23 protein-coding genes, 2 tRNA genes, 2 rRNA genes, 1 other RNA gene and 1 riboswitch are annotated in these 23701 nt (G+C 39.9%); of the genes, 17 read left to right on the forward strand and 11 right to left on the reverse strand.

What is annotated here, in order from left to right; translation table 11 throughout:
• The 4 genes from AAGS61_RS20055 to AAGS61_RS20070 form a co-directional block, all read left to right on the forward strand.
• Window positions 1-113: ribosomal RNA gene (locus AAGS61_RS20055) — 23S ribosomal RNA — on the forward strand; the annotation flags it as partial.
• A gap of 129 nt (window positions 114-242) precedes the next feature.
• Window positions 243-358, forward strand: a 5S ribosomal RNA gene (gene rrf / locus AAGS61_RS20060).
• Between the two features lie 10 nt (window positions 359-368).
• Window positions 369-444, forward strand: a tRNA-Val gene (locus tag AAGS61_RS20065).
• A 55-nt stretch (window positions 445-499) separates the two neighbouring features.
• Window positions 500-571, forward strand: a tRNA-Glu gene (locus AAGS61_RS20070).
• Window positions 572-1312: 741 nt separating this feature from the next.
• On the opposite strand, the gene ssrS is transcribed toward AAGS61_RS20070, so the two are convergent.
• From ssrS to AAGS61_RS20085, 3 genes are all read right to left on the reverse strand, one after another.
• A non-coding RNA gene (ssrS, locus tag AAGS61_RS20075) (6S RNA) lies at window positions 1313-1501 on the reverse strand.
• A gap of 215 nt (window positions 1502-1716) precedes the next feature.
• Window positions 1717-2346 (reverse strand): YfbR-like 5'-deoxynucleotidase, encoded by a 630-nt coding sequence (locus AAGS61_RS20080; RefSeq protein ID WP_391376330.1) that lies wholly within the window; start codon window positions 2344-2346, stop codon window positions 1717-1719.
• Between the two features lie 194 nt (window positions 2347-2540).
• Window positions 2541-2723: a polyribonucleotide nucleotidyltransferase gene (locus AAGS61_RS20085; RefSeq protein ID WP_391376250.1), complete on the reverse strand. Its 183-nt coding sequence runs from the start codon at window positions 2721-2723 to the stop codon at window positions 2541-2543.
• 248 nt (window positions 2724-2971) lie between these two features.
• Here AAGS61_RS20085 and AAGS61_RS20090 point away from each other — a divergent pair, with 248 nt between their 5' ends.
• The 9 genes from AAGS61_RS20090 (at window position 2972) to AAGS61_RS20130 (ending at window position 11200) form a co-directional block, all read left to right on the forward strand.
• Window positions 2972-3529 (forward strand): superoxide dismutase family protein, encoded by a 558-nt coding sequence (locus tag AAGS61_RS20090; RefSeq protein ID WP_391376253.1) that lies wholly within the window; start codon window positions 2972-2974, stop codon window positions 3527-3529.
• Window positions 3530-3795: 266 nt separating this feature from the next.
• Window positions 3796-4800, forward strand: a complete 1005-nt coding sequence (locus AAGS61_RS20095) for a TAXI family TRAP transporter solute-binding subunit (RefSeq protein ID WP_391376255.1) — start codon at window positions 3796-3798, stop codon at window positions 4798-4800.
• 140 nt (window positions 4801-4940) lie between these two features.
• Window positions 4941-5453 (forward strand): DUF1850 domain-containing protein, encoded by a 513-nt coding sequence (locus AAGS61_RS20100; protein WP_391376258.1) that lies wholly within the window; start codon window positions 4941-4943, stop codon window positions 5451-5453.
• Entirely contained in the window at window positions 5443-7452 is a 2010-nt protein-coding gene (locus tag AAGS61_RS20105) for a TRAP transporter permease (protein ID WP_391376261.1), read from the forward strand. Before AAGS61_RS20100 ends, AAGS61_RS20105 begins: the two co-directional genes overlap by 11 nt.
• A gap of 71 nt (window positions 7453-7523) precedes the next feature.
• Window positions 7524-7814, forward strand: coding sequence for a hypothetical protein (locus tag AAGS61_RS20110; RefSeq protein ID WP_391376264.1), 291 nt, complete (start codon window positions 7524-7526; stop codon window positions 7812-7814).
• 118 nt (window positions 7815-7932) lie between these two features.
• Window positions 7933-8085, forward strand: a complete 153-nt coding sequence (locus AAGS61_RS20115; protein ID WP_391376267.1) for a hypothetical protein — start codon at window positions 7933-7935, stop codon at window positions 8083-8085.
• Between the two features lie 243 nt (window positions 8086-8328).
• Window positions 8329-9444 (forward strand): amidohydrolase, encoded by a 1116-nt coding sequence (locus tag AAGS61_RS20120; protein WP_391376270.1) that lies wholly within the window; start codon window positions 8329-8331, stop codon window positions 9442-9444.
• Window positions 9444-10559, forward strand: coding sequence for a mandelate racemase/muconate lactonizing enzyme family protein (locus tag AAGS61_RS20125; RefSeq protein WP_391376273.1), 1116 nt, complete (start codon window positions 9444-9446; stop codon window positions 10557-10559). Before AAGS61_RS20120 ends, AAGS61_RS20125 begins: the two co-directional genes overlap by 1 nt.
• A complete protein-coding gene (locus AAGS61_RS20130) occupies window positions 10556-11200 on the forward strand; it encodes a GNAT family N-acetyltransferase (protein WP_391376276.1) in 645 nt (214 codons plus the stop codon). The genes AAGS61_RS20125 and AAGS61_RS20130 overlap by 4 nt, the downstream gene beginning before the upstream one ends.
• A gap of 184 nt (window positions 11201-11384) precedes the next feature.
• Here the strand turns inward: AAGS61_RS20130 and AAGS61_RS20135 are convergent, their stop codons facing one another.
• Window positions 11385-12095 (reverse strand): Fe-S oxidoreductase, encoded by a 711-nt coding sequence (locus AAGS61_RS20135; RefSeq protein ID WP_391376279.1) that lies wholly within the window; start codon window positions 12093-12095, stop codon window positions 11385-11387.
• A 109-nt stretch (window positions 12096-12204) separates the two neighbouring features.
• Here AAGS61_RS20135 and AAGS61_RS20140 point away from each other — a divergent pair, with 109 nt between their 5' ends.
• The gene (locus AAGS61_RS20140) at window positions 12205-12636 is read left to right on the forward strand and encodes a DUF4395 domain-containing protein (RefSeq protein WP_391376282.1); all 432 of its coding nucleotides are present in this window, start codon (window positions 12205-12207) and stop codon (window positions 12634-12636) included.
• 303 nt (window positions 12637-12939) lie between these two features.
• Here the strand turns inward: AAGS61_RS20140 and AAGS61_RS20145 are convergent, their stop codons facing one another.
• The 3 genes from AAGS61_RS20145 to AAGS61_RS20155 form a co-directional block, all read right to left on the reverse strand.
• A complete protein-coding gene (locus tag AAGS61_RS20145) occupies window positions 12940-13908 on the reverse strand; it encodes a DMT family transporter (RefSeq protein ID WP_391376285.1) in 969 nt (322 codons plus the stop codon).
• Window positions 13909-14021: 113 nt separating this feature from the next.
• Window positions 14022-15245 (reverse strand): peptidase T, encoded by a 1224-nt coding sequence (gene pepT / locus AAGS61_RS20150; RefSeq protein WP_391376288.1) that lies wholly within the window; start codon window positions 15243-15245, stop codon window positions 14022-14024.
• A 30-nt stretch (window positions 15246-15275) separates the two neighbouring features.
• Window positions 15276-15917 (reverse strand): lysoplasmalogenase, encoded by a 642-nt coding sequence (locus AAGS61_RS20155; protein ID WP_391376291.1) that lies wholly within the window; start codon window positions 15915-15917, stop codon window positions 15276-15278.
• 103 nt (window positions 15918-16020) lie between these two features.
• Between AAGS61_RS20155 and AAGS61_RS20160 the strand changes: the two genes are divergently transcribed.
• On the forward strand, window positions 16021-17706 hold the full coding sequence (locus AAGS61_RS20160) for a hypothetical protein (protein WP_391376294.1): 1686 nt from the start codon (window positions 16021-16023) through the stop codon (window positions 17704-17706).
• Between the two features lie 50 nt (window positions 17707-17756).
• On the opposite strand, the gene AAGS61_RS20165 is transcribed toward AAGS61_RS20160, so the two are convergent.
• The 4 genes from AAGS61_RS20165 to AAGS61_RS20180 form a co-directional block, all read right to left on the reverse strand.
• Window positions 17757-18167 carry a hypothetical protein gene (locus AAGS61_RS20165; RefSeq protein WP_391376297.1) on the reverse strand — a complete coding sequence of 137 codons (411 nt, stop codon included), beginning with the start codon at window positions 18165-18167 and terminating at the stop codon, window positions 17757-17759.
• 125 nt (window positions 18168-18292) lie between these two features.
• On the reverse strand, window positions 18293-18730 hold the full coding sequence (locus AAGS61_RS20170; RefSeq protein ID WP_391376300.1) for a hypothetical protein: 438 nt from the start codon (window positions 18728-18730) through the stop codon (window positions 18293-18295).
• Between the two features lie 125 nt (window positions 18731-18855).
• On the reverse strand, window positions 18856-19593 hold the full coding sequence (gene nfsA / locus AAGS61_RS20175; protein ID WP_391376303.1) for an oxygen-insensitive NADPH nitroreductase: 738 nt from the start codon (window positions 19591-19593) through the stop codon (window positions 18856-18858).
• Between the two features lie 66 nt (window positions 19594-19659).
• Complete coding sequence (locus AAGS61_RS20180) at window positions 19660-21189, reverse strand: SLC13 family permease (RefSeq protein WP_391376306.1); 1530 nt, start codon at window positions 21187-21189, stop codon at window positions 19660-19662.
• Between the two features lie 308 nt (window positions 21190-21497).
• A riboswitch (SAM riboswitch) is annotated at window positions 21498-21607 on the forward strand.
• Between the two features lie 158 nt (window positions 21608-21765).
• Between AAGS61_RS20180 and AAGS61_RS20185 the strand changes: the two genes are divergently transcribed.
• Window positions 21766-23061, forward strand: a complete 1296-nt coding sequence (locus AAGS61_RS20185) for an O-acetylhomoserine aminocarboxypropyltransferase/cysteine synthase family protein (protein WP_391376309.1) — start codon at window positions 21766-21768, stop codon at window positions 23059-23061.
• A 202-nt stretch (window positions 23062-23263) separates the two neighbouring features.
• Window positions 23264-23653: a hypothetical protein gene (locus AAGS61_RS20190; protein WP_391376312.1), complete on the forward strand. Its 390-nt coding sequence runs from the start codon at window positions 23264-23266 to the stop codon at window positions 23651-23653.
• Window positions 23654-23701: the final 48 nt, after the last annotated feature.

Consider the following 23701-nt stretch of genomic DNA (forward strand, 5'->3'; position numbering starts at 1 on the left):
CCCATTACGCAAGTAAGTAAGACCCCTGAAAGACGATCAGGTAGATAGGTTCGAGGTGGAAGTGTGGCGACACATGGAGCTGACGAATACTAATCGGTCGAGGACTTAACCACATTTTGTGAATTGCACAATGCACCGTTTATCCAGTTTTGAAAGAACAACTTCTTTCAACCAAAGAAGGAACTTCGCCTAAGAACGCAACATCGTGTTGCAACGGCGAAGCCAGCACATCCATGTGCAAGTCTAGTGATGATGGCAAAGAGGTCACACCCGTTCCCATACCGAACACGGAAGTTAAGCTCTTTAGCGCCGATGGTAGTTGGGGGCTTCCCCCTGTGAGAGTAGGACGTCGCTAGGCATTATACCCAGGAGGATTAGCTCAGCTGGGAGAGCACCTGCCTTACAAGCAGGGGGTCGGCGGTTCGAGCCCGTCATCCTCCACCATTTAGAGCCTTAGCTCATTTGGTCTTAGGTTTTATTCCTATCCCTATAGAGCAATGGCCCGTTGGTCAAGTGGTTAAGACACCGCCCTTTCACGGCGGTAACACGGGTTCGAATCCCGTACGGGTCATCTAAAGTATGTAGCGATCGCTACATACTTTTTTGCATTTTGCTGAAATCGAAGTGAGGGCTAGCGGTTGTGCAAGTTCTTTAATGCTAGTGATATAACAATGTGGTGTATCACCGTAACTTAAGGTTGACTTCTTTTCCAAATGTATTGCCCAAAAAGAGAAGTAGCTGGGCCATTTCAGATTAACGCGGTGTTGATCACGAAGGTGTTGCTGCTGTGGCTTTGCTTTCGCGTAGATAAATTGTCGTAGGATATGGTTCTTTCCTTTATAAACTCAGTCTAGGGTCTCTTCTAGTATGCTAATCTTTCAGTTGTGCAGTAAAGGGAATAGATTGTTTCTGCATAAAATGGTATGGCTATCAGGTATCTTCGTCGATATACGCGTAAATTTAAAGAAGAGTCTTTCCTTTTCGCCGTAGCTCATTAGGAACAGGAGATACAAACAGACCGCTCTTTAGTCTCTGTGCAGGCTGTGGCAAAGTACGGAGGTACGATAGCACTAAAAAATCGTGCTTATCATCTACTGATATTTGTGTAATTAACTCATCTAATCGTATTGTTTGAGGAGAATGGTCAGTGTTTAGCGGTTATAATATAGTGTTTTTGATGGCACTTATTTGAAGGATAGATAAAGCTCTAGAGTAGACAAATCTGCGACAACTTCTAAAATCACATAAAAAACCCTCCACCGTACGTTCCGGTAGAGGGAATGAAAACATTGGTATATCAAGCTTCTTAATGGCAAAAGCCACATTGCCGTAGATATATAGAAAGTTTTAAACCACACTCCTCAAAGTGGGTGTCCGCATAAGTTTTCCTGTTTATCCCGAGGTCAAAGGAGCTCGGGCCCGCCATTCCAACTTGGATATAAAACTCCCTGTTACAGTATAAAGGTTAAAACTTAATATTACACGTACAACGTAGCTTCGATTATTATTGTATGTTAAGTTTTTAAATTGTGCAAGTAAGAGCAAATACAGAATTTTGTCAAACGAAAGGGTGCACTTTCTATGTAGTAATTAGTGGGGAGAGTGTGTTTGTATGGAAGGGTAAGCATACTTGAAAAAGTGGTAAAAAGCATGGGGAAATCGGGATTTTAACCATAAAAAAAGCCTTCCATTGCTTTTGGAAAACTTTGCTTATCGTTATTTACTTTTTAAAATTTCCTGAGTCAACGTCGTAATATCGATTTGTGTTTTTTCTGCCATCGCATCGCGTAAAATTTCATGACGGAAATAATGCACGCTATTTGGTAAGGGCAAGTCGAGTAATTTGGATAGGGCGCTTTGATACATATAAACGAACTCTTTATCTGTATTGCCGCGTTTTAACTCAGCAAATGCTTCGTAAAATTGGTCGAGCTTATCCGCAAATTCAAGCAGGCGACCTTCGATTGTAGCATCCTTGCCTTCTTTCATTCGTTCAAAGAAAACAGTTTGGAAATTAGGTGGTATTTCTTCTAATATAAAATTTTCCATCATCTTTTCTTCTACGACTGCAAGCATTTCTTTTAATTCCGGACTTGCGTGTTTGACAGGTGTTTTAATGTCGCCAATAAATACTTCAGCAAAATCATGATTAATCGTTTTTTCATAAAGTGACTTCCAATTGATTTGGGCACCGAGCTGTTCTTCAAGTGTTGCAAAAAACATGGCGTATTGTGATACTTTCCAAGAATGGGCTGCTACGTTATGTTCCTCAAACTTGAAACGTCCTGGCGCGCGGATAATACGTTCTAAATCATTTAAGCTTGTAAAAAAAGTATGAATACCGATAAAAATCCCTCCTTTTAAATGTATCGTACTATATTAAATTCCCTTACGGAAAGAAATTTACACAGTTTAAGAAATTTTTTATCGTATATTTACAATAGAGCGCAATGGAAAGGGCATGTAGTCAAAAGTAACAGCGGTAACGCTCCGATCACAACTAAGAAGGAGGTGTCTGGAAAGTGACACCTTCTTCATTTTTACACTTGTACGTCCACTATTTGCCCTTTGTAAGGGTGCTGAGCAGTTTGTTGAGTAGACATGTCATTTAACATTTCAATTGCACCAGCTGCTCCTTGATTCATCGCTTGGTCTAAAATTCCCATTTGAAGTGTTTGTTGAATTTGTGCGACTTGCGCAGACATAAATGAATTAATTTCCATTTCATCCCCTCCTTTTTCTATATATCGACCAACTATTTGTATGTTCCACCAAAGTACTCCTAAATATCGCATTGTAGTGTGTTTTTTTCTTAACGTGGAAGAAGTGATATTTATCCGTATTTTACAAGCATATTTCTCGGATTTTTATCCCATGCTTAGAAAGGTACCTATCGACTTGAATTAGTCGAAACAATATTTTGTAAGTGGAGATTTATCCCCACTTACTAAAATGATGAAGGAGGCTTTTTATGCATAAGTTTATCGTAGTAGGGACAATGGTATTTCTGATGGCAGGTTGTTCTTTATTTCAACAAGAGGAAGAAGAGGTAGTGACAGTGAACTCTTCAGAAACTGTAACCGCAACGGCAACTGCGAAAATGATGAACAGTAATGGGGAGGATGTAGGGGAAATTAAATTTACGCAAACCCAATCAGGTGTTGAAATTTATACGAACCTAGTCAACTTACCACCTGGCAAGCATGCCATTCATATTCATGAAGTAGGAAAGTGTGAGGCGCCAACGTTTGAATCAGCAGGCGGACATTTTAATCCGGAGCATAAAGAACATGGCACTCAAAATCCAAAAGGGCCACATGCAGGGGATTTACCGAACATCGATATCGGGCAGGATGGTACAGCAGAAGTTCGCTTTGTGACAAATGAATTATCGCTAGAGGAAGGAAAACCGCATTCATTATTTGATGAAGATGGCAGCTCTATTGTGATCCATGAAGGACCGGATGATTATAAAACAGACCCAGCTGGTAATTCAGGTGCGAGAATTGCTTGCGGTGTTATTCAATAATTGATTGCAAGAAGGGAAACATGTGCGATAATCGTGCATGTTTTATTTCGTGAGAAAAGATAATATTTGGTTTGAGTAGAAATGCATATTGTATTAATTTTATGCACAACATTAAATGATTTTACATGTTCATTCTCGTTTTTTTGTTAATTTTCTCTCTAAAGTTTCTATTCTCTTTATTGTCTCTTTTCAGTATTGTTTGACATTTGTGTGTTTATCTATGTAAAATAAAGTCGTATTTGATTTTTATAGGGGGATAGATACAAATGAAAAACAATAAATTTTTATTGTTCATGATCTTAAGCGTATTTGCACTAATTTTAGCTGCATGCGGTTCAGGTGATGAGGAAAAAGAATCAACTGGTAGTAGCGATGAAAGCGCTAACAATGAATCGACAGATTATGGTGTAAAATATTTAAGTATTTTAACGGGTGGTACACAAGGTACGTATTATCCACTAGGTGGTAATTTTGCGGAGTTAATCTCTAGCGAAACAGGCGTTACAACAACAGCTGAAGTGTCACAAGCATCAGCAGCAAATATGACAGCTTTACAAAACAATGAAGGCGAAGTGGCATTCGTACAAACGGATATCGCTTACTATGCAACTGAAGGTATTGAAATGTTCGACGGGCAACCAATTGATACAGTTTCAGCTTTAGGTGCGTTATATCCAGAAACAGTTCAACTTGTAACATTAGCTGACTCTGGTATTAAATCGTATGAAGACTTAAAAGGTAAAAAAGTTTCTGTAGGTGCGCCAGGCTCGGGTACTTACGCAAATGCTGAACAATTACTAGAAATCCACGGTTTAACAATGGATGATATTCAAGCGCAAAACTTAGACTTCGGTGAATCAACAGATGGTATTTCATCAGGTCAAATCGATGCAGCATTTATTACAGCTGGTTATCCAACTGGTGCGGTTGAAGCATTAAACGCTACAAAGAATGTATATATCGTTCCTGTATCAGCTGAAAAAGCGGATGAGTTAATTGCTAAATATCCATACTATGCTGTAGATGCGATTCCAGCTGGTACTTACGGTCTTGCAGAAGAGACACCTGCTGTATCTGTACTTGCGATGTTAGCTGTTAAGAAAGACCTTTCAGAGGACTTAGTGTATGCAATGACAAAAGCTATCTATAGTAACACAGATAAAATCGGCCATGCTAAAGGTGCTTTAATCAAGGCTGAAACTGGTTTAGATGGTATTGGTATTGAAGTACACCCAGGTGCTAAAAAGTACTTTGACGAAGTAAACAAATAATTTGGTAAAGGTTGTTCTAGAGGCAACTGCTTCTAGAGCGACTTTCATTATTATGTAGGGTCGAGGAAGTTGTGACTCGTTGAATAAGGGCTTGTCTCATCATGAGGCGGCCCCTTTTCCTATGGGAAGGCTGAGAAATCGTGAAAAAAGTATGGTGGGGATGTCTAACAATAGCTACGGCTATCGTTTTTTTGTTTATACCGATATTTCCAGTATTTAGTTTTACTGAGACACGAACTGAAAAACCTAAAATGCATTATTTAGAATATGATGAAGAACCTCACTTTCAAATTGTTTTTACTCATTCAATCCATTTAACAGATGTAGTGGAATCGTATGAAGCGTTGCCCACATACGATATTCGATTGCAGTCGATGCGTTATTCAGATGTAGCGATTGGTATGCCCGGATATGCAGAAGAAGGTCAAACCCTAATTTATGAGGATGGAATCTATACGTTGTATTATGAAAATGCTATTTTACCTAACTTTACCTTATACATTGGTGATGTTGACTATACTTTACGTTTCGAATATAGAGGAAAAACGTATAACTTAAAAGAAAACTTAAGTAGAGGGAAATCATATTTGTTTGAAATAAAGAAAGTATCCATCTATGACAAAATGAAAGGAGTCGAGTTATATGACGGATAACAAAGGTGTAAAAGAAGATCAATTTGAGCAGTTATCAGAAGCCGATCAGCAGGCGCTTCTTGAAAAATATGATGCGGAATCAAATACACGTAAAGTAGGCGGTATTTTCCGTTGGATTATTTACGTTGGTTTACTAGCATTCTCGCTATTCCAATTATATACTGCTATCTTTGGTGTATTCCCTGCGCAAATTCAGCGTACAATCCACTTAGGATTTGGTTTAACATTTATTTTCTTATTATTCCCAGCACGTCGTAAAGCACGTAAGGATAAAATACCGTTTTATGATTTAATTTTAGCTGTCTTAGCGATTGTTGTCGGTTCTTACTGGACATTAAATTATGAGCGCCTCGTCAAATCGATTGGTCAGTTAGAAACAATGGACTTTTATATTGGATTATTAGCGATTGTCCTTGTTCTGGAGGCGGCGCGTCGAGCAGTAGGGTTACCGATTACGATTATTGCCGTCCTGTTTTTAGCGTACGCCTATTTTGGACAACAGATGCCGGCTTTCTTGGCCCACCGAGGTCAAAGTTTAGAAAGCTTATCGAACCTAATGTTCTTCTCAACAGATGGAATTTTAGGTACACCGATTAGTGTATCGTCCACGTTTATTTTTGTATTCTTATTGTTCGGTGCCTTCCTTGTGAAAACGGGGGTAGGGCAATACTTTAACGATTTAGCTGTCGCGTTAGCAGGTAAATTGACTGGTGGACCTGCAAAAGTAGCGATTTTCTCGTCTGCACTACAAGGAACAATTTCAGGCTCATCGGTGGCGAACGTTGTTACATCTGGTTCGTACACGATTCCGATGATGAAAAAGCTTGGTTATAAAAAGGAATTTGCTGGTGCAGTTGAGGCGGCTGCTTCAACTGGTGGGCAGTTAATGCCACCAATTATGGGTGCTGCGGCATTCTTAATGGTAGAGTTTATCGGTCGTGGTATAACGTACTGGGAAATCGCAAAAGCAGCGGCAATTCCAGCCTTATTGTATTTCACGGGTATTTGGATTATGACGCACTTTGAAGCGAAGCGTTTAGGGTTACGTGGATTAAGTGATGAAGAAATGCCTGATCGTAAAGCCGTTTTCAAAAAGATTTATTTATTAACACCGATTATTTTAATCATTGTATTAATGCTAACGGGTGTTCCTGTTATGCATGCAGCACTTTATGGTGTGCTCGCTTGTATTTTAGTAGGGATGTTCAATAAGGATACACGTCTGGGTGTCCGTGATATTTTAGATGCATTAGTAGACGGTGCTCGTACAGCATTAGGGGTTGTGGCAGCGACAGCCGCAGCTGGGATTATTGTAGGTGTTGTTGTGAAAACGGGTCTTGGCTTAAGTTTAGCAACAAGTCTTGTAAAATTAGCAGGCGGTAGTGTTTTATTCACATTATTCTTAGTGATGATTGCTTCACTTGTATTAGGGATGGGTGCACCGACAACAGCAAACTATGTTATTACGTCAACGATTGCCGCACCAGCTATTCTACAATTATTAGCACCGAATACACCGATGGATTTAATTCCATTAGTGACAGTTATGTCTGCTCACTTCTTTGTATTCTACTTTGGGATTATCGCGGATATTACGCCACCTGTTGCCCTTGCAGCCTTTGCCGCATCTGGTATTTCGGGTGGTGACCCGATTAAAACTGGCGTTAACTCAGCGAAGCTGGCGATTGCCGCATTCATTATTCCGTATATGATTGTATTGCAACCAGCGTTGTTAATGGTAGATGTCACGTTGTTACAAATTGTATGGGTAACGTTCTCCGCGATTATCGGCATGATTGCCATTGGCGCAGGCATTATTGGTTTCTGGTACCGTAAGCTGATGTGGTTTGAACGTATTATTTTAATTGGTGCAGGTTTAGCAATGATTTACCCAGAATCTGTTTCAGATATTGTGGGGGTCATCGTATTTGCGATCATGCTTGTAATTCAATTCATTGGCAATAAAAAAGGGAATGGTCCTAAGCCGATCGCTTCCTAATCAAAGTAGTCAGCCTATGCATTTGCGTAGGCTGGCTTTTTTCGTTACATTATGGTGGAGGAGGGATGGACGTGCATTTAATTATTGCTTGTAGCAAACAATTGCCAATTCGCTACTATCCGAGCGATGGTGTCTGGATACGCAGAGGAAGTCACTTTTATAATCGGACGCTCCCGTTTTTTGTAGAAGTAGAAGTGCAACTAAATATTAACCGAGTACAAGAGTATATTGTAGAAATTGAACGCCAATATAAAAAAGTAGAGCTTGAAATCATTACACAAAACGGGTTGCATTATGAGCAACTATGTACGGCTTTTCCTCATGCGATTAGTACTGAAAATCGACTATATATTGTGAAATAATATCAAAAAGAGATAGGTTTTATACTTATTATGCATAAGTGATATTGATTTATTGCCAACAGCGAAAATGTTGTGTATATTTAAATTGTTAAATAATTCTGAATAAGGAGTGAGGCGGATGAAAGACCTTTTAATGTCCCATTTAGAGACATATGTATTGGATCAGGAAGAAGTAGATATGCAAGCGATAACTCCAGAAGAATCAGAGTCAAAAATGTTACATCTTGAATCGCCGCAACAATATCCAGAAGGCTTCTTCTCGAGTCTATAAGAGTCGGTACATACCGACTTTTTTTAATGGACTAAATCAGTTGAGCAGGTGTTTTATGGAAATTACCTTCAATCTATAGAAAGTATAAATACTTAAGAAAATCCACATAACACAAAATATGAACTCGCGCCCTAATAGCGTGAGTTTTTTATTTATTTTGTCTAGGCAAGTTGCGGTTAATACGGAAAATTTGTAAAGTATACTATAATGAAGATAGAATTTCGAATTCGAGGTGCAATATAGATGAAGCAAGCAGCAAAAATAGAACAGTTACCCACATGGTTTGAGCATTTCCATACCAATCCCGAGGTGAGTTGGAAAGAGTTTAATACAACAAAGAAAATTGCTTCGATTTTAGATGAACTGAATGTGCCGTATTATACATTTCCAGATGTGACAGGGCTTATTGCAGAGATTGGTGAGGGAGAGGAAGTAATTGCCGTACGTGCCGACATAGATGCACTATGGCAAGAAGTAGACGGCGTCATGCAGGCGAATCACTCTTGTGGACATGATGCCAATATGACAATGGTGTTAGGGGCGTTAGTGCGCTTAAAGGAAATGCCGCTAAAGAAACGCATCCGCTTTATTTTTCAGCCAGCAGAGGAGACAGGTGGCGGCGCGCTTGCAATGATTAAACGGGATGTATTAAAAGACGTCACCTATTTATATGGCATTCATTTGCGCCCGATTGAAGAATTACCATTCGGCAAGGTAGCACCTGCTATTCATCACGGAGCAGCGGTGTTTTTAGAAGGCAGCATTCAGGGAATTGATGCACATGGGGCTCGTCCACATCAAGGGAAAAATGCGATTGATGTGTTAATGGCGATACAACAAATGTTATCAACATTGCATATGGACCCATTCGAAGCGTGCTCAGCGAAGTTAACCAAGATGGTGGCGGATGGTGGCAGTATTAATATCATTCCTGGCAAGGCAACTTTTTCAATGGACATTCGCGCACAGAAAAATAGTGTGATTTTTGACTTGCAAAGTCGAATTGAAAAAGGATTCCAGCATATTTCACAAATGTTTGATGTCGAGATTAAGTGGGAATGGCTTGATTTAACACCAGGCGCCGAAGTATGTGAGGACGCGGCGCGGATTGCAGAGTTATCGATTATTGAGGCTCTTGGGAAAGACTGTTTAGCGCCAGCTGTTGTGACACCGGGTAGCGATGACTTTCATTTTTATACAATCAATAAACCAGAGCTCAAGGCAACGATGATTGGGATTGGTGCAGATTTAGCCCCAGGTTTACATCATCCACAAATGACCTTCAATCGTGATGCCCTACAAATGGGTGCAGATGTATTAACAACAACATTAAAAAATGCAGCTAGAGGAAGAGAATAATGAACATAAAACAACTAGAGATCTTTGCAATTGATTTACCTTTAATTGAGCCATTCATCGTAAGCTATGATACGTATCCATCGATGCCATCCATTATTGTGAAGCTAACGACTGAATGCGGGCTTGTTGGTTGGGGAGAGGCAGTACCTGATGATCATGTAACAGGTGAGACATTCGAAGGGACATATGCTGTCTTAAAACATCGTTTAGCCCCTCAATTAATCGGTGAAAATCCAATGAATTTTGAGCGTATTCATGAGCTGATGGATAGTTTAGTGAAAAATGCGCCAGCTGCCAAGGCGGCTATTGATATCGCATGCTTTGACGTAACAGGGAAAAAGCTCGGTGTACCTGTGTATCAGTTAATTGGTGGACGCTATCATGAAAAATTCCCGATTACACATGTATTAAGCATCGGAGAACCAGAGAAGATGGCGATGCAAGCAGCAGAGAAGGTGGCGGAGGGCTATCATTCCTTTAAGATGAAGGTAGGCCGTGATGTGGCAAGTGATGTTGCACGTATTAAAGCAGTTCGTGAACGTGTTGGGGAAACGATTGCGATTCGTGTCGATGTGAACCAAGGATGGCGAAATAGTGGAAATACGCTACAGGCACTTGCTCAGTTAGAGGAAGTAGGACTGGATTGGCTAGAACAGCCAGTTGTAGCGGATGATATTGATGCAATGGTTGAAATCAAATCGAAAACGGCGGTTCCTGTGATGATTGATGAAGGCATTTGCAATTTCCGTGATATGCGCGAAATTATCGCAAAACGTGCGGCAGATAAAGTGAATATTAAGCTGATGAAATGTGGCGGTATTTACCGTGCCAATCAATTAGCGGCCATGGCTGAAATGGCGGGAATGGAATGCCAAATTGGTTCTATGCTAGAATCTTCCATCGGTTCCTCGGCAGGTTTCCATGTCGCATTTTCTAAAAAGGTAATGACAAGTGTAGAATTAACAGGTCCGCTGAAATTTTCGAAAGACATCGGGAATTTAAGAGCAAGTTACAACATTCCATTTATCGAGCTTGGTACAGGTGTCGGACTTGGTGTAGAGATCGATGAAACCGTGTTAGCAGAGTTAACGCAGTATTCGGATGTGATTCGATGAACTTGACGTATAGATTGCTAAATGAGCGCGATTTAGCCGCTATTCAAGCGGTACAAGCCGATGTTTGTGCGGCGCTAGATGATCCAGCGATTTTACAACCGCTAAGTGTAGCGGAACTGCTTAATATTTTACGTGGCAATGGTGTGATGTTAGGCGTATTTTCTTCCGAGCAATTAGTCGCATTTCGTGCATTACTAAAACCAGCAGTAGATGAGGACGAGCATCTTGGTGCGGATGTCGGAGCGACGGACTTTACCCGTGTATTGTATCAGGAAATTTCAAATGTGCATCCTGATGTTCGAGGACAAGGCTTACAAAAGTTAATGGCTAGCTGGATTATGGACAAGGTGGATTCAGCCAATTTTGATTGGATTTGTGCGACCGTGATGCCATACAATATTGCTAGCTTAAAGGATAAATTTGCGCAAGGTATGTACGTGTATGCTTTAAAATTAAAGTATGGCGGCAAGCTGCGTTATGTGTTCGGCAAAAATTTACGCGATGAACGTATTTTTGGCGAAGAAATGGTACAAGTCTCCATGCGCGATACAGAAACACAACAGCAGTTACTGGCGAATGGCTTTGTTGGCGTTTCGATGGAGGCGCTTGAAGGCGATTGGTTTGTAACGTATCGAAAATAAAGGAAGGGGGGTGTCCAGAAAGTAAAAACTTTCTGGACACCCCTTTATTTCTTAATAATTAGCCATTAAGAAATATTGCTCCTGTGGTGGTCATATCAAAATGCCACCATCCTCGTCGAAAGGTGCCGTCTCAAAATGTCTTTTCAGACGGCCTCTTTGTTTTGGATGTGAAAGAGCCTATATTTTACTTAATCGGACAAAATCCACAAGCCATTAAACCAGGGATGTCTTTTGAGAAACAGCAACTTTTACGAACGGGTACATTGATCAGCTGTGAAGGATTGCCGCCACCTGTGTATTCTTTAAAGATCGATTTCGTAGCAAACGTACGCCAAACTTGATCGTCTTCGAGTATTTCTAAATCTTCTAACGCTCTTTCTGCTAAAGCAGGGTTTTCAAGTAAGGTATGGTAATGCCATAACATATAGCCGAAAAAGTTTTCCCATAATGTCAGCGGAGAAATTGTTGTTGTTTTTCGTAATTGCTGAATAATTTCAAAGCATTGCTTGTATAAAATATTGGCAATGACACGTTCACGCTCATCATCGTCTACATAATGAAAATCATTCGCTGTAATAAACGTACCGAGTGTGCGTATGCCGTATTCCTCTACAACAGCAAAGCGAATATCCTTTAGATTACCATCCCATACTTCGTCATACGCTGCCAGCATATAAAATTGCATCGCGACAAACATCCCGTAACGACGACTAAAATGGGAGATGGCCGCCGCTTCTGTGGGCGCATTTGTAATGCCCATCATTAAATTACGGAAGTCTGTTAAATAAAAATCTTTTTGAATATTCGCCAGTGTAAAGAGTGGACGTGTTGGCTCCTCTGTATAAATACTATAAGAGTTTAATTGACGAACTTGATCGTAAGAAAGTGCAGGCATAAAATCACCTTTCCACAAAGTTTTATCTATAGTGTACCATTTCACACTATACAAAATGTACAAAATGTTTTAAAATAAATAAAACTTATAAGAAAGGTTGGTATTCGGTGTGAAGGAGAAACCATTATCGATTCCTCGACCTTTAGTGCGAACAAATCAATGGACTATTTTTTTATCCGTTGTGCTGACGTGGGTGACAGGACAGTACGTTATTTTGCTCATTCCGCTCATTTCAAATGTACTAGGTTTTACTATAGGGTTTAACCCTATTATGAGAGTAGCAAAGCTGTTCTTACGGAAAAATCCGAAAGAGTATATGCCAGAAGATGCAGGGCAGCAACGTTTTAATTCGAGCATCGCGAGCATTTGTTTAGCAGGTGGATTGATAGGGTTTGGAGTAGGTTGGGAAGTAGTGGGCTATGCATTTACGATAATGGTGGCAGTTGCCTCGTTCATTGCTATTTTAGGGTTCTGCATTGGCTGCTTTATTCATTTCCAATGGAATCAATATAAGTATCGTCGCCGTCAAAATAGCTTCTAAAAAGAAAATGAAAAAAGTTGGCATGAATAGGTTGACTTCCTAATTGAAAACGATTATCATTACCATATAAGCAATATCACTTACAAAACAGTGTAAGTGAGCTTGAACTTTAGCTACTTTTCTCCAGGAGTGTGCTAGTTCATTAGAGCGTTCTAAACCCCCCTCATTTTTAGAACGTGCCAAACCGTGTGGCGGTTGCCGCAAAAGATATTGTTTTTCACCCTTTATTTTTCTTCAAAGTTTCTCTTATACATAAGAGAACAATGTTTTGCCCATACCCTTCGACAAGGTATGGGCTCTTTTTTATGAGCTGCTTTCTTCATTTACTGTTATATTAGCCAGCTGCATTTTCTTTGTAACGAGCATTGTATGGTAGCTGTGTAGTAGCATACCGACGATAATAATGCCAACTCCAGTGAGTGCAACGGAAGAAGGGAGTGCTACATGTAATAACACCATTTCTCCAGCCATGACAAATAATACTTCGGTTGATTGTGTTGCTTCGACGGCAGCCAGTTTTCCTTGATCATGGCGTGCGCGGTCTGTCGCAATAAAGAATAGAGTAGTAGCGATGACGCCTGAACTCAATGCGACTAGTAAACTTTGAAACACTTGTGAGCTAGAAGGGTAACCAACTGTGATAAGTGCCCAAATCGCCATGACAATCCAAGCTGGCAGTGATGCAATCGTCATACCGAGTACACGCTGAAATGTATCAAGACGCCCCCCACAGACATCCATCATTTTGCGATTGCCGAGTGGATAAGCAAATGCCGCTACCACAACAGGGAGTACGCCAAATAGCACCGTTTGGAAGGAAGTACTGTTAGCTTGCGGAATTTGAATGAGTAAAATTCCGATTAAAATAACACCTGAAATGAGAAGCGAGATGCGCGGTATTTTGTGGCGAATGCCGTGATCTGTTAAAAATAGTGGTGCAAGTAGTACACCTGCAACAATCGTCAATTGCCATGTGCCCGATACAAGCCAACCTGGACCGAAAGCGGCTGCAAATGTAAGTGGCGCGTAAAATAAAACAAAGCCAACAAAGCTCCAAATAAGCCAAGCGCTAGGAGCACTTTTGACTTCTGTACGTAATGGTTGAAACCCACCCCGTATAGCGACAATCGCAATTAAAAAGGGTAACATGAAAAAGTAGCGAAGAGAAGCACTCCATAGCCAACTACCGCCTTCTAATTCCATGGCGTGATTGAAGATAAATGTAAAGCCAAAAAAGAAAGCAGCAAGTATACCAATCATAATTTCCTTCATAAAGATCAACACCTTCTCCCTGAAAATTCAGTTAACTTAAGGTAGAAAGAAAAGCGAAGTGATGAACACTTCGCTTAAGAAAGTATTATATACCTTTTAGGTGGAAATTCAATCTATTTTTGTTCGAAAAGTTGGATAATTTCTAAAATCACCTGGGTCGCTTTTTCCATTGTTTCAGCAGATACATATTCAAATTTACCGTGCATATTTTCGCCACCCGCAAAAATATTAGGTGTTGGTAAGCCCATAAATGATAACTGAGAGCCATCTGTACCGCCGCGAATGGGTTCGATAATCGGTGTAATACCGAGCTTATGCATTGCTTCTTTGGCGATATCAACGATGTCCATTATCGGCTCAATTTTTTCACCCATATTGTAGTATTGGTCTTCGATTTCTACGCAAATGGCATGTTCACCATATTCAGCCTTTATTAACTTTTCCACTTCTAATATATGTGCTTTTTTCGCTTCGAACTTTTCACGATCATGGTCGCGAATAATATAGCTCATTTCCGCTTTTTCGATACGTCCAGTAAAGCTCATTAAATGAATAAAGCCTTCGTAGCCTTCTGTTTTTTCGGGTACCTCATCGACGGGCATATGGTTTTGGAACTTGATGGCCATTGTCGTCGCGTTTACCATTTTATTTTTAGCCGAACCAGGGTGAACGCTTGTGCCGTAAGTTGTGACTTTGACGCCAGCTGCATTGAAGCTTTCGTATTGTAATTCACCAAGTGGGCCACCATCCATTGTATAAGCAAAGTCGGCATTAAATGCGTCGACGTCAAATTTATGTGGACCACGACCAATTTCTTCATCTGGTGTAAAGGCGATACGGATTTTGCCGTGTTTTATTTCAGGGTGCGCTACTAAATATTCCATGGCTGTTATAATTTCCGCGATGCCGGCTTTATCATCTGCACCAAGCAGTGTTGTACCATCTGTTGTAATTAATGTTTGCCCCACATAGTTTTTGAGGTTGGGGAAGTACGCTACCGACATCATGACCTTATCATTTAACAGAATATCTTGGCCGTCATAATTGTCGATGCGCTGTGGGTTCACATTAGTACCTGTGAAGTCTGTTGTCGTATCCACGTGGGCTAAAAATCCAATGGTCGGTACGTCTTTGTCTGTATTGGCTGGCAATGTCGCAAACAAGTAGCCATTTTCATCTAATGTGATGTCTGTTAGCCCGATGTCAGCCAGTTCATCTTGTAATACATGCAATAAATCAAATTGCTTTTGCGTAGAAGGTGTAGTGTTACTTGTAAAGTCCGATTGTGTATCAATTTTTGCGTAGCGAATGAAGCGTTCAATGAGTTTTTCTTTCATGAATTGTACCTCCTAAAATAAATGGTATAATTAGTGTATCACTTTATTTCGATTTTCGTAATATTGTGCAATGCTTGATGCGATGAAAATTTGTGCACCGTAATATGTGAACATAATGAGCTCATGCGAGAACGGTACAGCGACAATGAATTTATTAATCGCCAAGATCGAGTCAGAAGCAATAAACAGCAGGGCACCAATGATGGCAAAAGTAGAACCTGTACGAAATGATGTCCAGCCCATCGTTAAAATGACGCTAATATAAGCGAATACCGCCATCGTGAGCACGATTTCGCCTTTTTGGAAGAGTGTGCTACACATCCAAATTGCCATTGCCGCACCGTATAGCAGCAGTCCTGTTTTTACAGCTGTTGGTACCCGTTTTTTGCCACTAGAAAAGGCAGTAATATAAAAAATATGTCCAATTAAAAAGCTAATTAGTCCAACGATAAACCACTGTAATGTATAGTCACCAATGGCACAAAAAATTAACCCGATGCCAATGAGCGTATAATATTTTCGCTCGGCATGGCGTGTGAGCAATGCAAAGATAATAATTAATACCATAGGAATCAATTTAAATACCATTTTGAAATCGCTCGGGATTGTATCAAATAAAAATACATAATAAAAGCCAAAAATAACTGCGGCTATCAGTAGAAACGTTCTCATGTGAAAACCCCCTTTAAACATAGATTGTTATTATTATAGTAAAAAATATGAAACTTTTTTATTGATTAGACCGTAATAGAGACAGGAAGAAAGGGTGATTCAGATGGGACAACTAGTCATTATTTCCGTGATTTTCTCGGTTTTGATTACGATTTTACTCGTACCGTTGACGCGAAAAATACCAAAATCGGAGCTTACATCCAAACAGCAAGGGATGTTGGCCATTGCCGTATTTACACTTAGTTTTATTTCGACATTTTTCATGGTTTATGTATCTAAAATTGACTTACAGTGGACGATTTTCTTATATGTATTACCAGCCGTTGCATTAGGTGGGGCGATTTTCTCAGTAGGTTTAGAACAAAAATTGAAGTCTGTCATTGTATTTTTCAGCATCGTTGCTGTTGTGTATTTCTTAAGTGCACCGCTGTTTAATGCAGACGATAAATACAATTCTGCTGAAATGGTAGAGGATGTGGAAATTAAACCGTTTGATGAGACAAAGAAGCCTGCCAGTGTACCACCGCAATTTGTGGAAAATAAAATGAAAAAAGCATTTGGGCAAGTGCCAAATACGAGCTTTTACGAGTTAGGAAATTTACAAATTCAACAAGTAAACGGGGAGTATGTCTATATTGCACCAGTGGAGTTTTCGGGGTTCTTTAAGTGGTTCAATGGTAAAACAACGCCAGGGTATTTTACGATGAGTGCAACAGATTCGAGTGAAAATCCGAAATTTATTGAGCATGAAATGACGTATGTACCGTCTGCTTATTTAAATAAAAATTTAGAGCGTCATATGCGTCTATCCTACCCGACATTGATTTTCTACGGGGAGCCACAGCTTGAAGTGGATGATGAAGGCAAGCCTTATTATATCCGTTCGTACGGCGAATTTATTTCTGCGCGGAATGGCTTTGATGTAAAAGGGATTGTCATGGTCGATGCAATAACAGGCGATATGGAAAAAATCGCATTACCAGATGTACCAGCCTTTATCGATGGCGCGATTTCACCTGAAACAGTGAGCTTACAAAATAGCTACTACGGAAATTATGTACATGGTTTCTGGAATAGTGTTTTCGGTAAAAAAGACGTGAAGTTACCGTCAGATGAAGGAACGGAAGCCAATGTGTCACCCATCTTTAGCGAGGAGGGTGTGATGTATTACTTTACCGATTTTACAAGTCCAAAAGAGGGCGTAGATTCGATGCTTGGTTATTCATTGACGAATGCACGAACTGGGGAAGCGACGTACTATACAGGAAATCTGAAAGAATCGTATATGGATTCACAAGGCGCTCTAGATATTATTGAGAAGAAATTTATTGAAAAAGAGTGGCAAGGTGAAATGCCGATTTTATACAATTTTTACGGTGAGGCGAGCTGGCTATCCGCTGTCCTTGATTCGAATGGTTTCCTGCAAAACTACTTTATCGTATCAGCCGCAAATCCTGAAATTTCAGCATATGCCGCTACACCAAATGAAGCATTAAAGCTGTATAAAGCAGCATTATCACGCAGTGGTAGTACGGTCGATGGCTCGTCTAATGCAGAAGAGGCGACGAAAACAGGGCAAGTGAGCCGTGTGTATAAAGAGCGAGTAGGGGATTTTACACTGGTGACTTTTTTACTGACAACAGGTGAAAACTTTGTTGTCAGCACAGAAGCAGTACCACTTGCGATTTATATCGAGACAGGGGATACAGTGAAAATAGTATACTATGCAACAGGTGAGCAATTCTTACCTGTAAAAACAATGATGATTGATGATTTACCGGGACAATAAAACAAAAGGCGTGGGGAAATTTCCTGCGCCTTTCTCTTTTATTTATATGATTATTGCTCATTTTGCATTTCGATATAGGCATACATTTGTGCTTGGCGCTTGCTGACCATCTCATCTGAATACGGTTTGTATTCGTTGAACAGTTGCTGGATATTTGAAAAGATTTGCCGTTCATTTATAAATAAAGACGAGGACTCTTGTTCGAAAATGTATTCTAAATGAATGAGCTGAATGAGTGCGACTTCAGGACTTTCAAAATTATAGGTAAACTTAATATTCCATAGTGATGTATACGAAATATACTGTTCAGCATAATTCGTTGCGTGTATATATTGGTTTAGGCTAATCTGTTTAGCGATGATTTTATGTAATTGGGCAAGCTCTGTATTAATTTCTACCATCACTTTCAGTAAGGATCTTGCGCCTTGTGGTGAGTGAGTTTTAGATGACGTCCAAACCATAAATATTCCCTCACTTTCTATAGTTACTATTGTAGCAAAGTGGAGATAGGGAACAATGGACAAAAGAATGAGGTTTTCGCTATCAATAATCGAAAACTAAATTTCTTCCCCTTGCTAAAGTCATATTATTCTTTCATATTGGCAGACAATTGTTCAATAATATAATGTAACATTGCTTGTCGACGACGTTCAATATGGTCTTCTTTAAATGGCTTTAATGCTAAAAAAGCTTCTTCCTGCTCTTTTAAAATGGCACGTTCATTTTTAAATTTTTCTACAGGTTCTTGTTCAAAAATGTAGTGTAGGTGGAAGATTTGTAGTAAAGCGACTTCAGGGCTCTCCAAATTAACAACAAACTTTAGATTCCATACAGATGTATGAGAAATGTATTGGTGAATATATTCGGTTGCGAATTTGTATTGTTCTAAATCAATCTGTGGCATAATCGCTTGATGCACTTTTGACAGTGCGATATTAATATCTGCGATACATAAATAGTATTTACGTACACCACGTAAATGCTGCTTCTCCAAAGATTTAGCAACATGTTTATTTGTATACATAAGAAAAGTCCTTTCTACTTAAAAAGTAACGTATTACTATTTTATCAAAACAACTAATAGAAATGAACTGTAAAAAAACAGAGTTAACGGGACTTCTGTCTCTGTTCACTCTGTGGATGTTTATATTATTGCCATGTAAAGCCTTTAGATGCTAAAAATTCTTTCATGTGTGGACGTTTTTGGTCGATTAAGAAATCGGCCATTTGTTTTGTCCAGTTCGCCATTTTTTGGTTGGAAGAGCGAGAAGCGTAGTAAGCTTCCATTGTCGCATCGTACTCATCTAGTAACGTATCGTATTGTACTGTGTTATAGCTATTTTCGTGAAGTACAGCAGCAACTGGTAAACGTGGTTTTGTTTCATTGCGTTTTGTCGGTTGACCAATCGTCATCGCAAATAATGGGAAGACATACTCTGGTAGGTCAAATAGTTCGCTAATTTCAGCCGGGTTTGTACGTGCACCGCCAATATAGCAAATACCGTAACCTTCAGATTCGGCAGCTACAACAAAGTTTTGGGCAAACAACGAAACGTCTGCGACACCCACTAATAGATTTTCTGCCGAGTCTGCTACGATCTCCACCCCATGCTTTTGGCCCGCTACTTGAAGGCGTTTAAAATCGACACAGAATAAAAATGAAGCGCCTGCTGTTTTGAATTGGAAGTCATTTTTCGATAACTCCCCAAGCTTTTGTTTTTTCTCTTCATCTGTTACCCAAATGACGCTATATGCTTGTACAAAATGTGAGCTCGCTGCCATTTGTGCTGTTTCAATTAATTCAATGACCTTTTCACGTGAAATCTCTTCGCCTGTATATTTGCGTACAGAGGAATGGCTACGTAAAAGTGCTTGTGTTGAATTCATCGGAAACTCCCCCTTATGTAAAAAATCGGGCTTAAAGGAAACCCATTAAGCCCATCTTATAATATTTTATGATAGTAAGCCAATCCATTTCCAATAAGTCGCACTAAATAGTAGGACAAGTAAATAGCCGAAGATTGTTAAAGGAATACCAGATTTTAAGAAATCTTTCGTTGTAAATGCACCAGTCCCATAAGCTAACATATTTTGTGGTGCACTAATTGGTAGTAAGAAGCCGAAGCTAATGACGAATTGTTGTATTAATACGAACCCAACTTGGTCTATATCTAATGTAATGGTTGTTGCTAACGCAATAAATACTGGAATGAGTGCGGATGCTAAGCTTGTGGCACTCGCAAAACCAAGATGAATGAGAATATTAAAGGCGGTTACTAGCGCAATTGTGGCTAAAATCGGCATCGAATTAAGGCCAAGTGAACCAAAGACTGCATCCGATAACCATTGAGCCCCTTGTGTAGTTAATAATACAGTACCAAGTGCAATCCCTACAGCGAATACAATAATTGTTCCCCACGGAATAAGTTTTTCAACTTGCTCCCAAGTGTATACCCCTATTTTCGGTGCTAATAATAGAGCGATGGCGACAATTGTGACAGTCGTTGTATCAAACGGATGGACGATCCCTTCCGTTGCCCATAAAAATAATAGTGCTATGGAGATCATGATTAAACGAATTTCTTCTCCTTTTAACGGTCCAAGGTCTGCTAATTGTTTTTTAATGACTTCTTTCCCGCCATCAATCTGGTCCGTTTCTGGCTTAATTAACATATTCATAATGAAAAACAGTGCAATGGACATAAGGATGGAGAAGGGGGCAGCATACAAGAACCAAGCGCCCCATGAAATATCGATGCCAAATTGTTCTTGGATAAATCCAATGGCCACCATATTTTGAGCAGCTCCGGTTTTAATCCCGATATTCCAAATCGAAACGGCTTGTACGGCCGTAATGACAAGTAATGCACCAAGGCGTGAATTTTTCTCTAGACCGAATGCTGCCACCATGCCGAGTAAAATCGGGACAACAGCCCCTGCACGAGCAGTGGCACTTGGTACGAAGAAGGCTAAAATGATGGATACTAAAATCGCCCCAAAAACAATGGCTTTTGTTTTTGTTCCAAGAAGAGATAAAACCCATAACGCCAACCGTTTATGTAAGTTTGTTGCCTGCATAGCAGCAGCTAAAAATAGGGCGGCTGCCACAAGCGCGACAGCGGAGCTACTAAAGCCACCAAGGGCAAGCTTTAAAGCATCTTTTGTGCCTAATACTACAGTTGGGTCTGCGATGGATGGCGCAAAGCCAAGTAAAAGGGCGATTAATCCAATAATCATCGCAGAGCTGACGGGATAAGAAACGGCTTCTGTTACCCATAAAATAACAGCCAATGCTAAAATGGCAAGTCCACGTTGCCCTGCTATAGGTAACTCCCCGTTGTTCGGTAACAACGTAATCATAATTAGTGCTGCAAATGCAAGTCCAATCCAGAGCGGTTTTAAATTCCGTTTGTTTGTTTCTTTCGGTTCTATGACCACGGTTTGTACAGAAGGTGTTGATTTTGAAGCTGGTAATTTTCCCATCATGCCACACTCCTTTTAATAGATGTTTATAATACTTAACAACTGACATCAGGCTGTTAAGTATTATATTAGAAATGTATTTAACTTCTTTAGGCATCATTTTAATGCTGACTTTACAATGCCTATACATTCCTAATTGTTATGTTGATTATAACGTTTCTATATGAATATACTGTTAAAAATTAGTTAATTAATAGTTTTGTAGGAGAGTATAAAACAATAATTTCAGAAAATTTTAAATTAATAGTTGACGAATCGGATTTAATTGTTTTATACTGTGAAACAACAGATGGAACATGAATCATATACTCTTATCGAGAGAGGCGGAGGGACTAGGCCCTGTGATGCCCAGCAACCAGTAACAACTTACTAAGGTGCTAATTCCTACAGATTCGAATCGGGATCTGAAAGATAAGGGGAGGAAAACTTGCTCATTCGCAGCCCTCTTCTTATTTTGAGAAGAGGGCTTTTTGTACTCATTTGTATAAAAAGCAACTTCCAAATTAAGAGGGGTTACGTTTTCGAAATCCTCCTCAACCGATTATCCATCGATTATATTTTAGGAGGAATTTACTCATGTCACAAAAACCAGAAACGTTATTATTACACGGCGGTCAAAAGCCAGACCCTGTCACAGGCGCAATCGCTGTACCTATTTACCGCACAACGGCATATGCCTTTAAAGACACTGCTCATGCGCAACGTCTTTTCGCTTTAGAAGAGGCAGGAAACATTTATTCACGTATTATGAACCCAACAGTTGGCGTATTTGAAGAACGTATTGCTTTAATTGAAAAAGGGACAGCTGCAGTAGGGCTTTCATCTGGTTCCGCTGCGATTGCATTCTCAATTTTAAATATTGCAGGTACAGGAGATAACATTGTAGCAGCAGGTTCGCTTTACGGCGGCACATACAATTTATTCGCGAACACACTGCCTCGCTACGGCATTACAACGACATTCGTAGACGAAAGTGATCCAGAAAACTTCCGTAAAGCTATTAATGAAAACACAAAAGCATTATATGCAGAAACAGTAGGGAATCCGTCTTTAAATATTTTAGATATCGAAGCAGTAGCAAATATTGCACATGAGCATGGCTTACCATTAATCATTGACAATACATTCCCATCGCCATATGGCTCAAATCCGATTGACTTTGGTGCCGATGTTGTGGTCCATTCCGCTACAAAATGGATTGGTGGTCACGGTACGACAATTGGTGGCGTAGTCGTCGATGCAGGGAAATTTGACTGGACGCAAGGTCGCTTCCCAGGATTTACAGAACCAGACACAAGCTACCACGGCTTACGCTATGGTATTGATGTACCAAATGCAGCATTCGCAACAAAATTACGTGTGCAATTATTACGTGATTTCGGGCCGACATTATCAGCAGACGCTGCCTTTAACTTCATTCAAGGGCTAGAAACGCTTCATTTGCGTGTGGCTCGTCACAATGAAAATGCAACAAAAGTAGGGGAGTACTTAAAGAACCACCCATTCGTGGAAAAAGTAAATTACCCAGGCTTTGAAGACTTCCCATCACATGATGCGGCGAAGAAATATTTAAAGCATGGTTACGGCTCGATGCTTACATTTGAATTAAAAGGCGGTCGTGATGCAGGTCGCGAATTCATCGATAGTGTAGAACTACTATCGCACGTAGCAAACGTTGGAGATGCACGTTCATTAGTGATTCACCCAGCGTCTACTACACATCAACAATTATCAGCAGAGCAATTACAAGTAGCGGGTGTATCAGAGGGACTCATTCGTCTTTCAATCGGCTTAGAAAATGTAGAAGATATCATTGCTGACTTAGACCAAGCTTTAGCCAAATCACAAGCTCAAGCAGGTGCACAAGTTTAAAATATAACCATTAGTTCTAAATAAATAGCCTCATGCGGCAAAGGGAGGTGGTGACACTCGTATCATTTCACGAGGAAGCCACCTTTACTTCAAAATTTAAAACCTAGTAATTTTATAAACATTATTGACAATTGAGTTTCGGTGTATTAATATAAGGTTAAAGATAAAACCAACTAAAATTGTAGGAAAAGGAGTGTTGAAAATGGGCAATGTTTACAGTGCGCAAAACGTCGCAGCATATGTTGTATACGAATTAAATGAAGTACATGCTTTCGTAAATCAAATTTCAATCCAATATTTATTAGAGCGTGTCGATGCGATGTGGAAAAAAGCGTTCGGACATAGCGCATTTTCAGAAGCTACACACGACCTTGAAACAACGGGCTATATTGTAAAGGAAGTATACGATGCATATCAGGAGTACGGAACAAATCATATTAGTTTGCCAGCAAAGGAATGGTTTTTAAAGTTTGGTGAATTCCAGCTTGTCCATCGTACATACGGAGTACCGCCATTTACGAAAAAAGAAGAGATTATCGTAAAGAAAGTACTAGATCGTTATCGCCATTCTTATGCAGATGTTGCCGTGTAGTGTATAAAATATATGCTTTTGAAAAGTCCCCTTACTTTTCAAAGCTTT

Origin of the sequence: Lysinibacillus sp. KU-BSD001, from assembly GCF_042920265.1 — a bacterium.
Classification (GTDB): domain Bacteria; phylum Bacillota; class Bacilli; order Bacillales_A; family Planococcaceae; genus Lysinibacillus_B.